The following is a 14572-nucleotide window of genomic DNA, read 5'->3' on the forward strand; positions in this document are numbered from 1 at the left end:
ATCAGCAATTCGATGATTGACAGTAAATAAATACAATGATATCATCAAATATATCAAGAAACATTTGTAAAATATATTTATAAAACAAAGGAGGAGCATTCATGAAACGTAATGTATTGAGAGGGACTTTAGTAGCAGCGTTAATCGGCACATCTGTTCTGGCAGTTCCAGCTTCAGCAGAGGAGGCTAAGAGCGAAGAGGCAAAAAGCTATGAGATCGGTATGACAGTAGCGGATCTGACCAATCCAATTTGGGCAGAGGTTTGTGACGAGGTACAGAAGAAGGGTGAAGAAATGGGAAGTACCTTTACCGTTGTTGCAGCTAATAATGATCCGTCTACGCAGGTTGCACAGATCGAGGATTTCATTCAGCAGAAAAAGGATGCCATTATCGTTTCTGCAATTGATATCAATTCTGTAGAAAGTGCTATCAAAGATGCCCAGGATGCAGGAATCATGGTTATGTGTTACGGCGTGCATACCAACACATATGATGTATCCTATACAAATGATAATGCAGGTGCAGGACAGTTGATCGGTGAGCAGGCAGCTCAGTTTATTAATGATAATTATGACGGAAAAGCACAGGTTGGTCTTCTTACTTTCTATGAGAACCAGGAATGTAAAGATCGTGGAGAGGCAATGAAAAAAGCCCTGGCAGAGAATGCTCCAGATGCAGAACTTGTTGTTGAGGATTCCTGTGTAGTTGCAGATAAGGCAATGACCATCGTAGAGAACTGGCTGCAAACATATCCGGATATGAAAGTGATCATGTCCATCGGTGATGGCGGCGGTATTGGTGCTAACCAGGCAGTAAAAGCAGCCGGCAAGCAGGAAGGATTTGGTATTTTTGCAGTTGACGGTACTATCGAAGCCCTTCAGCTGATGGCAAACGGCGACCCCATCAAAGCGGAAGTTGCATTTGGCGCAGGCTGGCAGCTTGGAGATGGTATCGTAGAAGTTATCCTTGATTCTCTGAATAATGGAATCACAGAAAAAGATCAGGTAACACCAAATGAGCTGGTAACTGTTGATACTATGGAAGACTGGCTGAAAGAATGGAAATATGAAGATCAGATAGATCTGAGTAAACTCAGCAAGTAAACATGTGTATGCAGGGCACCTGTACAGGCAGAAGAGGCAACAACGGTGAATATCGTGCAAAGGAAGCCTCAGGCAGGTCCCTGCATAATTTAAGACAACAGGCAGTAACGATTCAGCAGGCAGTATCTCACAAGGGTACTGGACAGTTACAACGAGCAAAAGATATTCAAGAGGTTGGCATATGGAAAGTACGAAAAATATATTGGAATTTAAAAATATCACAAAGAAATACGCAGGTGTTGTGGCACTTGATAATGTCAGTCTTGCGTTCCGTGCAGGAGAAGTCCATGCGCTGGCCGGTGAGAACGGAGCCGGGAAATCCACATTGATTAAATCTACCAAAGGTGCTGTGATTCCTACATCCGGAACGATTCTGATAGATGGAAAAGAATATACTAATAATCTGACACCTGCTATTGCAAAGGAGCAGGGAGTTGCTGTTATTTACCAGGAATTCAATCTGGTAAACGACATATCTATTGCGGAAAATGTCTTCCTTGGAAGTCCGATCCGCACACACGGAATGATTGATATGAAAGCTATGGTGAGTGAAAGCCAGAAAATATTTGAACAGCTTGGAATAAATATTGATGTGACGGCGAATGTAAGAACACTGACAACAGGCTATCAGCAGCTGGTAGAGATTGCAAAGGCTCTGTCCCATAAGGTTAAGATCCTGGTAATGGACGAACCATCTGCTTCTCTTACTACCAATGAAGTGGAGATCATGTTTAAGATCATTAAAAAGCTGAAAGCCTCAGGTGTTACCATTATATATATTTCCCACAGGCTGGATGAAATCTTTGAGATTACAGACAGGGTATCGATCCTGAGGGACGGAAAAATGATCAAAACAGTAAACACCTGTGATACCAACCGTCAGGAACTGATTTCCATGATGGTAGGAAGAGAGCTGACGGAGCAGTATCCAAAGTTGGACAAGCAGGAACAGACGGAAGTTGTGATGGACGTACAGCATCTGAAAGGACCAGGTGTAAAGGATGTATCTTTTCAGCTTCGTAAAGGTGAAATCCTGGGATTTGGCGGCCTGGTAGGAGCCGGAAGGACTGAGTCTGTGCAGCTGGTCTGCGGGATTACAGGAAAAACCGGCGGTACCATCACTTACAAAGGAAAAGAGTTAAAGGTTAAAAATCCAAAGGATGCCATTGAGCAGGGAATCGCTCTTGCACCTGAGGACAGAAAGAAGCAGGGTCTGATGCTTCATATGTCTGTGGGGGAGAATATATATTTCCCCAGTCTGCTTCAGATCTCGAAACATGATGTGATCGATTATACAAAAGCAAAAAATATTGTTGGTGAATACATTAAAGCACTGGCAATCAAAACACCTTCCGACAGACAGATCTGTAAAAACCTGTCTGGTGGAAATCAACAAAAGGTGGTTATTGCCAAGTGGCTGGCAAAGAATCCGGATGTGATCATACTGGATGAGCCTACCCGTGGTATTGATGTAGGGGCAAAGCAGGAAATATATGGGATCATGAATGAACTAATACAGGCAGGGAAATCCATTATCATGATTTCATCTGATATGGAGGAACTTCTGGGAATGTCCGACAGGATCGTAGTATTCTGTGAAGGTCGTGTGACAGGGGAACTGTCAAAAACAGAATTCTGTCAGGAGGCGGTAATGTCCCTGGCATCTCAGAGTTAGGGCGGAATAGTATTTTAGCTGATTCCTTTAAATATAGAATTTTATAAAGAAAAGGGCATAAAAGATGAATAAGAAAAATGTAAAATCATGGATGAACCAAAATATTATTGTATTTGCATTTGTGGCGCTGTTTATTGTATTCAGTATTTTGTCACCGGCATTTCTGAACCTGAATAATCTTCTAAATATCACCAGGCAGATTTCCTTTCGTGGAATTGCGGCAGTTGGAATGATGATGATCATCCTTACCGGTGGGATTGATTTGTCCATTGGTTCCACTATTGAACTTGTAAATGTACTCTGTCCAACCATGATGGTAAAAATGGGTGTGCATCCGATCTTAGCGATCTTGATCAGTCTACTCATGTCTGCAGTAGTTGGTTTTTGTAATGGCTTCCTGATCACAAAGTATAATATCCCGCCGATGATCGCAACAATGGCTTTTATGAATATCCTTTATGGCGCTGCATATCTGATCTCCGGTGGTCAGCCAGTATTTGGCTTCAGTGATGGATTTGCACTTATGGGACAGGGGTATATTGGAATGCTTCCTATTCCTACGCTGATCATGATTCTGATGTTTGTACTTGGTGCCTTTATTTTAAAGAAAACCGTTTTTGGGCGTAGCTTGTATGCTATTGGTGGAAATGAAGAGGCTGTAAGACTTTCCGGAATCAATGTTGATAAAGTAAAGATCATGGCCTATATTATGAGCTCTGTGTTTGCCTGCGTGGCCGGACTTCTTATGCTTTCCCGTCTGATGTCCGGAACCCCGAATACAGGCCGCGGCTTCGAGTTCGAGGTAATTACAGCTGTTGTATTAGGCGGTGTATCAGTAAGCGGTGGTGCCGGAAGATTGTTTTCAGTAGTATTTGGTGTACTGATCATTGGTATCCTGAATAACGGACTTACCCTTCTGGGACTGGATACTTACTGGCAGTATGTAATGAACGGTGTTGTACTGATCCTTGCAGTTGGTATGGACTATGCTTCCAGGAAGCATGCTGCTTCTGCTGTGGAAAAAGAATAAAACCATAATACAGGAAGGTGGTCAATGTGAAGAAAATCATAAAAATAGAAACAAAAGAACCTGTGATCCTTCAGTGCACAGACCTGGTATTCTCTCAGAAACCGTACTGGTGCAATGCCACCAGAGTTCCTTTAAAGATGAGCATTCTTCATCAGAGAGCATTTTTTGAATATGATGATAAGCCTGCGCCCCAGCCCTGTATCCTGTGGATCACAGGCGGTGGATGGACAGAGGTAGATCAGAATGTATGGCTTCCGGAGTTGTCTTACTATGCAAAGAAAGGTTATGTGGTGGCAAGTGTTTCTTACAGTCTTCCAGCAACCTGGTTTTTCCCGGAAATGCTGATGGATGTGAAGCAGGCAATCCGGTACTTACGAGCCCATGCCAGTGAGTGGAACATCGATCCTGACAGGATTGCAGTGATGGGAGAGTCAGCAGGAGGACATCTGGCTTCACTTGTGGCAGCCACCGGAGATTGTAAGGAATTTGAAAAAGGGGAATACCTGGATGAAAGTTCGGCAGTGCAGTCTGCAGTGATCTTCTACGGAGCTGTGGATATGATGAATTTTGAGGGCAGGGAAAGCCTGGATTCTTATGATGAAAAAGAGCAGTTTCTGTTACGAGGAAAATTGGAACCGCAGTCAGTGGCAGCAGGAGTGAATCACCTGCGCCATGAAAAGACAATTGGCGAGAAGATGGATCCAAGATTTTACATTACAAAGGATGCACCTCCATTTCTTCTGCTTCATGGAACAAAAGATACACAGGTTCCAGTATTTCACAGTGAAATTTTGTATGAAAAACTTGAAAAGGAAGGTGTTCCGGCAGAATTTGTACTGATTGATGGGGTAGACCATGCGGATGCAGCATTTTCACAGACTGAAGTAAAGAATCTGATCCTGGATTATTTGAATAGAACATTAAAGTAATAGGAGGTATTTGGACATGCGTGGAGCATATTTTTTAGGAGCGGACAAAGAAAAAAAGTTTGAAGTCCGTGATATGGAATTTAAAGAATTGGAGCCACATCAGGTAATGATACAGAATATGGCAGCAGGAATCTGTGGAACAGATGTACATATTTATCATGGAGAAAAGGGTTCAGCAGATGTAACCCCTCCGGTTGTATTGGGACATGAGTACTCCGGTGTGGTTACTGCGGTGGGATCTGAAGTAACAGAAGTGGCAGTAGGGGATCATGTAACCTTAGATCCTAATATGTATTGTGGGAAATGCCGCCCATGCCGCATGGGGAAAAAGCAGAACTGTGAGCACCTGTTTGCTCTTGGAGTGAATGTGGACGGTGGTTTTTCAGAGTATTCTGTAGCACCGGAGGATCAATGCTACAAATTAAATAAAGATGTTCCTTTTGATGTGGCTGCCATGGCTGAACCTCTGGCTTGTGCGATCCATGGGATTGACAGGACAGATATTATTCCTGGACAGACAGTACTGGTGATCGGCGGCGGTGCCATCGGTCAACTGATGATCCAGCTGGCCAAATTAAAAGGCGCATCTACAGTGATTCTTAGTGAGCCAATTGAGATGAGACGTAAGATTGGTCTTAGTGTAGGGGCAGATGTTGCTGTTGATCCTATCCATGAGGATCTGGCCCAGGCGATCCTTCAGATCACAGGAAATGAAGGAACAGATTGCGTCATCGAGTGCGTAGGCAATCCGAAGATCGCTCAGCAGGCCATCGAAATGGCTGGCGCAGGCGGAACTGTAGTGCTGTTTAGTGTACCGCCAGTAGAAGGAACTGCACCTCTTCCATTATTTGATGTTTATAAAAAAGAACTTACTGTGCGTGGTTCTATTATCAATCCGGATACTCATCAGAGAGCAGTAAATCTGATTAACAGCGGACGGCTGGAGATCGAAAAGCTGATCACCCATCATTATGATCTGGAACATCTGGAAGACGCTATTCTTATGCAGATGTCCAGTGAATCCATCAAAGTGGTGGTACATCCTCAGGACTAATTTTAGGTGAAAACGGTCGGAGATTTTCCGGCCGTTTTCGATATTAGAAAGTAAGGCGCATCTGATGCCATACGGTATTTCCGTGTACGGATTTATCAGAGATACCTTCATCTTTAAAACCAAATTTGGAGTAATAGGAAACCAGGCGGTCTTTACAGGTGAGGACAAGACCTTTTCGCTGCTGCTTGCGGGCGGTGTCGATGGCACACTGGATCAGCTGGCCTGCATAACCTTGGCGACGATAGGAGGGAAGTGTATTAACCCCAAAGATCATCTGCCAGGCACCCTGAGGATTATGCAGAGACGCTTTTTCGTACATTTCATCATATAGATCCGGTTCATCTGTAACAAAGCCATCAACAAAGGCAATCAATTTTTCGTGATCGAACATCAGCCAGAAATGATCACCGTAATAACGAAGTCTTTCTGAAAATTCTTCTTTGGTTGCTGCTTCAGCAGCAGGAAAACACTGAGCTTCTACCTCTGAAATCTGTTCAAGATCGTTGAATGTGGCAGTTCTTATATTCATGGTGTACAGTCTCCTTTTTTATCTTCTTGAAAAACTAACGAATGGTTAATGGAAAAATTCCCTTCAACTATATACACTGATTGTAAGCAATATCATAGCCTGTGTAAAGATAAAAGGGAGGGGATTTTTTATGATTATGAAAAGCAATTTAACCAGATGGAAGAAATACACTTTGGTGTTTGTAGTTGCAATATTTATGTTGCTTTGCTCTGGATCACAGCAGGTACATGCGGCGATCACCAGGGAGAATACCCAGGACGGATTTAAGCTTAGTGGGACAGGAACCATGGATGTGCAAAGTGGAAATTCATTTCGGTATTATCTTGGATATCAGGTTCCGTCAGAGGAGTCCATGGATTACAGAGTAGATGTGACTATGACTTTTCCCAATACTGAACTGACTCCTGGCCGGGTAAGCTTATGGCTGGGCGACAACAGCACATATTTATATCCAAATGGCAGCAATGTACTCCAGGGCTCTGGTACTTTCAATGAATCGGATGAACTGGAATTTATGGAAATATTTACATATTACGATAACTATATTTCTGAGTCGTATGTGGATTTCAATATTACAGTAAATGTTCGGGAAAATCGGAAAAATGCGGACATAACTATTTATCCGCCTGAAAAAAATTATGATAAAACTACAGGAGCATTTCTGGTAACAGTGGATGATCCGTATGTATTAGATCCGCTGAAGGACACATCCAAATATTCTGTAAGCATTTCAGATTCATCAGTTGGAAAGGTTACAGGAATTACTCCAAGATCTGGTGATAGTGTTGAGGTAAATGTTTATTTTTATAAAGCCGGTTCAGCAGAGCTTATTTTCAAATATGGCAATCAAACCCAGAAGGTTTCCTTTACTGTGTCAAAAACAGTTATTACGGTTGCCAAATCCATTACCCTTAAGGTAGGGGACACAACAATGTTTTCCAGTTATGTTTTCAAAACAGGTGGCGGAAGCATTACGATCAAAAAAGTAAAATCCAGCAATAAAAAGATCGTTGATGCAGCTGGCGGATTTATTATAGCAAAGAAACCCGGCACTGCGAAGGTAAGCGCTCTGGTAAATGGCAAGCGAAAGACGATTACTGTGATCGTAGGTAAAAAGTCTGCACCAAAGCCCACCTTGAAACAACTGCAGGTGAAGGTGACAGGTTATAAATATTATCCAACCTCCGGTAAAACCTATTACAGGACTAAATTTACCAACAAATCCAAATCTATCATCACCAAAGTGAAGCTTAAGTTTACCATGACCATCAACGAAACAATGACCCGTACCAAGACGTTTAAAGTAAACATAAAGCCTGGAAAGACAAAAACTATGAATCTCAATATAGGAAAACTAATAGCAGATCCATCGAATATCAAGGTGAAATGCCTGAGGATTTGGTATAAGTGATAGTCTTATCTCAGCAAAGAAGGCTGACTATGTGCAAATACGTAGTAATAATGCCTAAAAATAGAATAGGCATTTTGGCAAAAAACGCTTTTGAAATCAAAATGAAATAGTTTTATAATGAAAATAAAGATGAGCAGCGCAATGGTGCAGGAAAGCAACATATGCCGCTGCTCATCTTATAAAAATTATTTCAGGAGGAAGCGTATATGCATGAGTATGAAATCTTTATTGAGGAAATCAATCCTTGTGGAGGAGAGCAGTATAGTAAAAAAACTCTGATCGAGGCAGAAGCAGATAGTCCGGAAGCCTATGTAAAAGAAAATGGAAGATATCCAATTCTGGAATCCACATGTAATGAGAGTGGGGATATTGTAATAGTGACAGGAGATAATCATGGTTCTTTTGTACGTTATACTTTTACGGAATAAATGTGCCAATCAGTAAGGAGAGAATTTTGTGAAATATGAAATTGGAGATCTTGTCAGCAAGCCTGTTACAGGTATATGCAAAATAGATAATATTTTATATTTGAATCCACAGGACGAAAAAAACAACAAATTGTATTATCTGATGAAGCCGGTAGAAGATGAAAAAGAAAAAATATATGTTCCTGTCTCAAACTCAGATGCAAGATTGAGATTGTGTCTGACAAAAGAAGAAGCCAGAATGCATACCAGCTATGTGAAATGTCAGAAATCTCTATGAAAATCCAGAGGCAGGGAACCAGTAATATCAGTTGGCGGATAGCTGCACTGATCATATTAATACAAGCAATGACAGCATTAGGGGAACTGCCATTGTGTATAGTAAAGGTCAGATTGGCCTTTCTGCCAGTTTGTTTCTGGAATTCATAAGGCCTCCTTATGGCATTGCAAAAAAAATGTAAGAAAAATTTTGTTTGACTTTTTGAAAAACAGGAAATATAATTACACCAAACGAGTAGCGAGTAAGCGTAAATCCAGTTTACTAGCTGCTCGTTTTTTGTTAAAATATAATATTTGCCATGAAAAAGTGTGTAGCCTTTCAGCGTAAGTCCAGCTTATATGACAAGGTGCACACTTTTTTTGTGCCAAAAAGAGAGGAGCTAAAATAAAATGTCGGAAAGCAATAAAATGAAGGAGATGCCAGTGAGTAAGCTGATGATCCAAATGGGAATCCCGATGATCTTATCCATGGCATTGCAGGCGGTTTATAACATTGTAGACAGTGCATTTGTGGGAAATATGAGAGTAGGTAGTGAAGCGGCATTAAATGCATTAACATTGGTATTTCCGGTTCAAATGCTTATGGTTGCGGTGGGAGTTGGAACCGGTGTAGGAACCAATGCACTTCTTGCAAGGACACTTGGACAGGGAAACAGTAAAAAAGCAGCAAAGGTAGCAGGAAACAGCCTGTTTCTGGGAGTGATCATTTATGTGCTCTGCTTATTGTTTGGTATCTTTGGTGTGAGAGTATATATTTCATCACAAACAGTTGATGCAGAAGTACTTGAGATGGGAGTTAGTTATCTGAGAATATGCTGTGTGATTTCTTTTGGAATTGTTTTCTTTTCATTATTTGAAAAGTTATTACAGGCAACAGGGCGTTCTTTTTATTCTACAATCGGACAGGTTGTTGGTGCGTTAGTAAATATTATTCTTGATCCGATCATGATCTATGGTATTGGACCTTGCCCTGAAATGGGAGTAAAAGGTGCTGCTTACGCAACTGTAATTGGGCAGGTAGCATCCGCAGTATTACTGCTTATTTTTCATATCAAACTGAATAAGGAATTTCAGCATGGGGTGAAATATATGAAGCCAGATGCCAAGGTTATAAAAGAAATCTATGCAATCGGACTTCCGGCAATTATTGCACAGGCGTTGATGTCTATTATGGTTTATGTGATGAATCTGATACTGAAATTTAATCCGTCTGCACAGACAGCTTATGGATTGTTCTATAAAGTTCAGCAGTTTGTTCTGTTTCTTGCTTTTGGTTTACGAGATGCGATCACACCGATCATTGCATTTGCTTATGGAATGCGGAGCAAGAAGAGAATTCAGGATGGAATCAAATATGGGCTTATCTATACCATTGTATTAATGATTCTGGGAATTGCAATCACAGAGATCTTCCCTGGAGCGTTTGCAACATTGTTTAATGCGGGACAGTCAAGAGACTTTTTTATCAGCGCGATGAGAGTGATCTCTGTCAGTTTTCTGTTTTCCGGAATTAATGTTGCTTATCAGGGCATTTATCAGGCGTTGAATGGCGGCTTGGAATCATTGGTTATTTCTTTGTTAAGACAGCTTATTATCATTCTGCCGCTGGCTGGAATCTTTTCACTGTTTGTCAGAAATGGTCAGGCAGGAGTTGCATTAATCTGGTGGGCATTTCCGATTACAGAGGTGATCTCATGCCTGGTGGGATATGTATTTTTAAAGAAAATCAGGAAAAATAAAGTGGATATTTTGAATTAAGGGGGAGTCTGAGATGACAAAAAGAATCATTACGATCAGCAGAGAATTTGGAAGCGGCGGACGTTTTATCGGTGAAGAGGTAGCAAAGAAACTGGGAATTGCCTATTATGATAAAAATGTTATTAATGAGATTGCAGAAAAATCCGGCTTATCACCGGAATATATTCAGGAAAATGCTGAGTTATCTCCGAAGAAAGGACTATTTGCGTATGCATTTGCCGGGCGTGACATTACAGGAAAATCAGTAGAGGATATGGTATACGAGGCACAGAGAAAGGTTATTCTTGATTTGGCTCAGAAGGAGTCCTGTGTGATTATTGGAAGAAATGCAGATTATATTCTGAAAGACCGGGACGATGTACTGAATGTGTTTATTCATGGGAATATGCCGGAAAAAATACAGCGCATTATTCGCTTATATAATGTAGGGGAGAAGGAAGCGGTCAAAATGATGGCAGACACAGATAAGCGACGTATGACAAATTATAACTTTTATACAGAGCAGAAATGGGGAAAAGCCAGCAATTATACGCTATGCCTGAACAGTTCCCAGCTTGGTTATGACAGATGTGAGAAAATAATTATAGAATGTAATAAACTTCCAATGACAAAATAATATTAAAGAAAGCGTGTTGAGACATTTTTAAATTTTGAGAAAAGATAGTTAATCCTGGAAACTGACTTATACAAATGTGAATGGATATCTGATTTCCAATCGCATCTATAAATCGGGCGAACAGATAGAACAACTTGGCAAGTATGGATTTTCAAGCAGAGATTATTTGAAAAATCATAGAAATTCACTGTATCAGATAATGTTCCTGCAAGATAGCATTGGTGAATTTCCTGAAATATCTCCCAGCTTCGGTTCATGCTGGATAAAGCATTTGGATATGGTTATAAGAAGATCGGATTCATTCTGGACAGGGGATATTTCAGCTGTGAGAACATAAAATATGACTTGGGGAAACATCAGAATCAGACCCTATGAAATACATACAGTCAACGCATCACCGAAAGTTGGACTTACTTGATTCGGCTTAAATTTCGGCTGTCATGAAACAGGCTTCAGATATTTGGTTTTCTGAAATTACACAGCAAGAAGACTAGCATGTTAAACTATAGAAAATGCCAAAGGAGGAAATGCCAAAGGAGGAAATGCCTTATGAGAAGAAACCAACTTCTGGCTGGTATAATGACAGCGATGGCAGCAGTGATGCCAGTCGTCAACGTATATGTTGATACCGCAGCGGCCAGCGAAATCCAAATCTTTACTTCAGATGAATACATGCAAAATGAAACCAATATTAACAAAACTACAGTATTACAAAATTCAGTAAAAATGACAGACATGCTCTCAGCGGAAGCTTTCGGTAAAAACATCATGTTCAGTCCGACAAGTTTGAACTTTGCACTCGGCATGATTGCAGAAGGTGCGAAAGGAGAGACAAAAGAAATTTTGGATAATTACCTGGGAACCAATGATTTTGCCACCTATGCAAAGGAGTATCTGGACAAAATTAAGGCATATAATACTGAAGATGAGAGTTACGGATATCAGTCAAAAGTAAAGATAGCAGATGCGATTTGGTTGGATAATGGGTTAACACTTCAGGAGAAATTCAAGAATACGGTATCGAATAGTTTTGGGGCAGAAGTGGAAGCTGTGGATTTTTCTGCCGCGGAGAAAACATGTGATGTCATCAATTCCTGGTGTGACAAAAATACAGAAGGGCTGATCCCGAAGATCATTACGCCGGATCTGATCAATGACAATACGGGACTGTGCCTGACCAATTCCCTGTATTTTGAGTCCGGATGGAGTGGGGAACCTTGGAATGTTTCTGATACAGAAGAAAGTTTTGGAAAAAAAGAAAAAACAAAATACATGACCTGTACAGGAGACAGGTATTATGAAAATGACAAGGCTACTGCTTTTGGCAGGGATTATGCCAACGGGCTAAGTTTCATAGGCATCCTGCCAAATGATGAAGGTGATTTCAACCTTGAGGATCTGGATATTGGCGGACTTCTGAAATCCAATCCAGAATATGATGAAGTTGATTGCAAGATGCCAAAACTTAACTTTGAGACGAGCACTGTTCTAAACGATATGCTCTCAAGCATGGGGCTGGACAATCTATTTTCCAGCAATTCTGATTTCTCCGGTATTGTAGACCAAAATGTAAATGTGGATACGATACTGCAGAAAACAAAACTGGAGTTGGATGAAAACGGCACGAAGGCAGCAGCAGTGACGGCAGTTACCATGGAATGTATGTCTGCCGCGGTGGAAAATGAACCGATTATCAAAACCGTGGAGCTTACTCGCCCATTTGCATTTCTGATCTATGACAGAAACAATGATGAAATTCTGTTCATTGGAAAAGTAATATCTATTTCCTGATACAAGCAAATATTCGATCAAGACTCTGGCCGCCCTTTCGTGGGATTTGACGCCCGGGTGCATATGGACCCTGACAGTATCTGCGGTGGTATTGGGCAGATTCCATCTTCTGCCATTAATCTTAGACTGTCAGTGAGAACCTTCTGGCTGATACCTTTCAAATCTTTTTTTGGACAGAATACAGAGAAAATCCAATGGGACTTACAGAGAAAGCACCAAGATTTTCCTGGAAAATAGAATCGACAATCGGTACAGATGCGCCGAAAATCACAGAAGGAAATGTTATTGTTAAAGATTTTGACAAAGCAGTATTAACAGCACAGGAGAATGAACCTGTTCGTATCATAGAGAAAATTGTGGGTGAAGAGTTGATTGTGACATCAAAAGGTGAAAAGTTTATCTCAGTCGAGAAGACTCCCACCTCTTTCAGGTGGTGAGTAACAGCAAGTTAGTCTTAGTGGGAGTCCAATCTCCGACTGAGATAAACGCTCCGCGAGGATGCACAGTGATTCTGCAAAGAATATGTCAGCTTACGCTGACCAGAATCACGCGCCAAGTCTCGCGGCTGCTCGACTTGAATGACTTCGGACAGATTGTGACTGGCGTTGTAGAGGTTCATGTGAAAGGCGAGAAAGGACAGAAGATTGTGCTCCGTCATGCAGAGGTACTGGACAAAGATGGAAACTTCTATCCGGAGACACTTCGTCAGGCAAAATCAATCGATACATTTATCTGTAATGGAGAAGAACAGATTTTTCGACCGCATTTTACATTCCATGGATTCCGTTATATCAGCGTAGAAGGAATGGAAGAATTTACAGCAGATCAGTTTTTCGCCTGTGTGATACATTCTGATATGGAAAAGACAGGTGATTTCCCCTGTCCTAATATAAAAGTAAATAAACTGCAAAGTAATATTATATGGAGTCAGAGAGATAATTTCCTTATTTTTCATGGCTTGTAGCGATAACAAATTCTTCATAAAAATTAGCACTCACCTCTTGATAATGGAAGTCGATTTTTGTCCTGTCTTGTGTATCTTAGAAGTGCCTGTTTTACAGGCTTTCCGGTGCATCAGTCATTTTGCCTGGTATTGTAAAGCAGTGTCAGATTTGTCGTAAATGTCGTAAATTTGTGGTCAAAAAATGATGAGAAATGGAGAGTGCTAATAAAATGAACGCAGGCAGCGAAGCAACTGCGTTCATGAGCAAGTAGCGAAAGCGGATTGCGAATGTCCTATTTATATAAGGTATACGAATGTAAATGGATATCTGATTCCGAATCTCACCTATAAATCCGGTGAGCAGATGGAGCAACTTGGCAAGTATGGTTTTCTTCGCAGAGATTATCTGAAAAACCATCGAAATTCAACCTATCAGGTGATGCTTTTACAGGATACAATTGGAGAACATCTTCTGGAAGTAGATAAGGCAGCCAGAGAACGGGAAGAAGTGATCCTGAAACAGTTGGAAGAAAAAGAACCATTACTGGATAAAGAGAAAGATCAGATGGCATGGGTAAGAGCTGCTAATCAGCACAGAGCGATTGCGGAAGAGATTATTCTCAAGGAATTGATTTATGTTTAAATGAAGGTGATGAGGTCGTGAATTGCGACCTCATTATTGTATGAAAAATAGCAGTAGGCAGGATGAGAAAAATAGGGTAAAATGGGAACATGGATTTTGGAAACTCATAAGAAATGATTGTGCGATAAAGTAACTTGAAATGCCAGTTTGGCATTTCGAGTTATAGAGGAGATGGAATGGCGGATCAGAAAGCAAAAGAAATGGAACCAGTGGAAACACAAATCGTTGAAATCATGCCACCGGACATTGAAAATCTGATTTATGTAGTAAGAAACAAACAAGTCATGGTGGATAGTGATCTGTCAATGCTTTATCAAGTAGAAACAAAAGTTTTAACATAATATATAGCAAGAATTCTCCTTCCTCTACAGGTGGGAGATGAATTG

At 40.9% G+C, this 14572-nt stretch carries 16 protein-coding genes and 1 pseudogene; 16 read left to right on the plus strand and 1 reads right to left on the minus strand.

Annotation, left to right across the window (positions count from 1 at the left end):
- Positions 1-101: 101 nt before the first annotated feature.
- The 5 genes from G5B11_RS06050 (at position 102) to G5B11_RS06070 (ending at position 5791) form a co-directional block, all read left to right on the plus strand.
- Positions 102-1103, plus strand: a complete 1002-nt coding sequence (locus G5B11_RS06050) for a sugar ABC transporter substrate-binding protein (protein WP_158422106.1) — start codon at positions 102-104, stop codon at positions 1101-1103.
- A gap of 181 nt (positions 1104-1284) precedes the next feature.
- Positions 1285-2778 (plus strand): sugar ABC transporter ATP-binding protein, encoded by a 1494-nt coding sequence (locus G5B11_RS06055; protein WP_173727221.1) that lies wholly within the window; start codon positions 1285-1287, stop codon positions 2776-2778.
- Positions 2779-2842: 64 nt separating this feature from the next.
- On the plus strand, positions 2843-3808 hold the full coding sequence (locus G5B11_RS06060; protein WP_173727222.1) for an ABC transporter permease: 966 nt from the start codon (positions 2843-2845) through the stop codon (positions 3806-3808).
- A gap of 26 nt (positions 3809-3834) precedes the next feature.
- On the plus strand, positions 3835-4737 hold the full coding sequence (locus G5B11_RS06065; protein WP_173727223.1) for an alpha/beta hydrolase fold domain-containing protein: 903 nt from the start codon (positions 3835-3837) through the stop codon (positions 4735-4737).
- 16 nt (positions 4738-4753) lie between these two features.
- The gene (locus G5B11_RS06070; RefSeq protein ID WP_173727224.1) at positions 4754-5791 is read left to right on the plus strand and encodes a zinc-dependent alcohol dehydrogenase family protein; all 1038 of its coding nucleotides are present in this window, start codon (positions 4754-4756) and stop codon (positions 5789-5791) included.
- Positions 5792-5834: 43 nt separating this feature from the next.
- Here the strand turns inward: G5B11_RS06070 and G5B11_RS06075 are convergent, their stop codons facing one another.
- Complete coding sequence (locus G5B11_RS06075; protein ID WP_173727225.1) at positions 5835-6320, minus strand: GNAT family N-acetyltransferase; 486 nt, start codon at positions 6318-6320, stop codon at positions 5835-5837.
- A gap of 130 nt (positions 6321-6450) precedes the next feature.
- Here G5B11_RS06075 and G5B11_RS06080 point away from each other — a divergent pair, with 130 nt between their 5' ends.
- The 11 genes and pseudogenes from G5B11_RS06080 (at position 6451) to G5B11_RS06130 (ending at position 14527) form a co-directional block, all read left to right on the plus strand.
- Positions 6451-7731, plus strand: a complete 1281-nt coding sequence (locus G5B11_RS06080; RefSeq protein WP_173727226.1) for a hypothetical protein — start codon at positions 6451-6453, stop codon at positions 7729-7731.
- A 206-nt stretch (positions 7732-7937) separates the two neighbouring features.
- Positions 7938-8159: a hypothetical protein gene (locus G5B11_RS06085; RefSeq protein WP_158422100.1), complete on the plus strand. Its 222-nt coding sequence runs from the start codon at positions 7938-7940 to the stop codon at positions 8157-8159.
- Between the two features lie 28 nt (positions 8160-8187).
- Positions 8188-8436 (plus strand): CarD family transcriptional regulator, encoded by a 249-nt coding sequence (locus G5B11_RS06090; protein WP_173727227.1) that lies wholly within the window; start codon positions 8188-8190, stop codon positions 8434-8436.
- A gap of 389 nt (positions 8437-8825) precedes the next feature.
- Positions 8826-10193 (plus strand): MATE family efflux transporter, encoded by a 1368-nt coding sequence (locus G5B11_RS06095; protein ID WP_173727228.1) that lies wholly within the window; start codon positions 8826-8828, stop codon positions 10191-10193.
- A 13-nt stretch (positions 10194-10206) separates the two neighbouring features.
- Positions 10207-10809 carry a cytidylate kinase-like family protein gene (locus tag G5B11_RS06100; RefSeq protein ID WP_173727229.1) on the plus strand — a complete coding sequence of 201 codons (603 nt, stop codon included), beginning with the start codon at positions 10207-10209 and terminating at the stop codon, positions 10807-10809.
- Positions 10810-10870: 61 nt separating this feature from the next.
- Positions 10871-11035 (plus strand): annotated as a pseudogene (locus tag G5B11_RS19550) (TnpV protein); the annotation flags it as partial.
- 323 nt (positions 11036-11358) lie between these two features.
- Positions 11359-12600, plus strand: a complete 1242-nt coding sequence (locus tag G5B11_RS06110; RefSeq protein WP_173727230.1) for a serpin family protein — start codon at positions 11359-11361, stop codon at positions 12598-12600.
- Between the two features lie 194 nt (positions 12601-12794).
- Complete coding sequence (locus G5B11_RS06115; protein WP_173727231.1) at positions 12795-13037, plus strand: hypothetical protein; 243 nt, start codon at positions 12795-12797, stop codon at positions 13035-13037.
- Positions 13038-13174: 137 nt separating this feature from the next.
- On the plus strand, positions 13175-13564 hold the full coding sequence (locus tag G5B11_RS06120; protein WP_244092928.1) for a family 78 glycoside hydrolase catalytic domain: 390 nt from the start codon (positions 13175-13177) through the stop codon (positions 13562-13564).
- Between the two features lie 274 nt (positions 13565-13838).
- Positions 13839-14186, plus strand: a complete 348-nt coding sequence (locus tag G5B11_RS06125; protein ID WP_158422094.1) for a TnpV protein — start codon at positions 13839-13841, stop codon at positions 14184-14186.
- 176 nt (positions 14187-14362) lie between these two features.
- Entirely contained in the window at positions 14363-14527 is a 165-nt protein-coding gene (locus G5B11_RS06130) for an ORF6N domain-containing protein (protein ID WP_330603081.1), read from the plus strand.
- Positions 14528-14572 lie beyond the last annotated feature (45 nt).

Origin of the sequence: Blautia glucerasea, from assembly GCF_013304385.1 — a bacterium.
GTDB lineage: Bacteria > Bacillota > Clostridia > Lachnospirales > Lachnospiraceae > Blautia_A > Blautia_A ammoniilytica.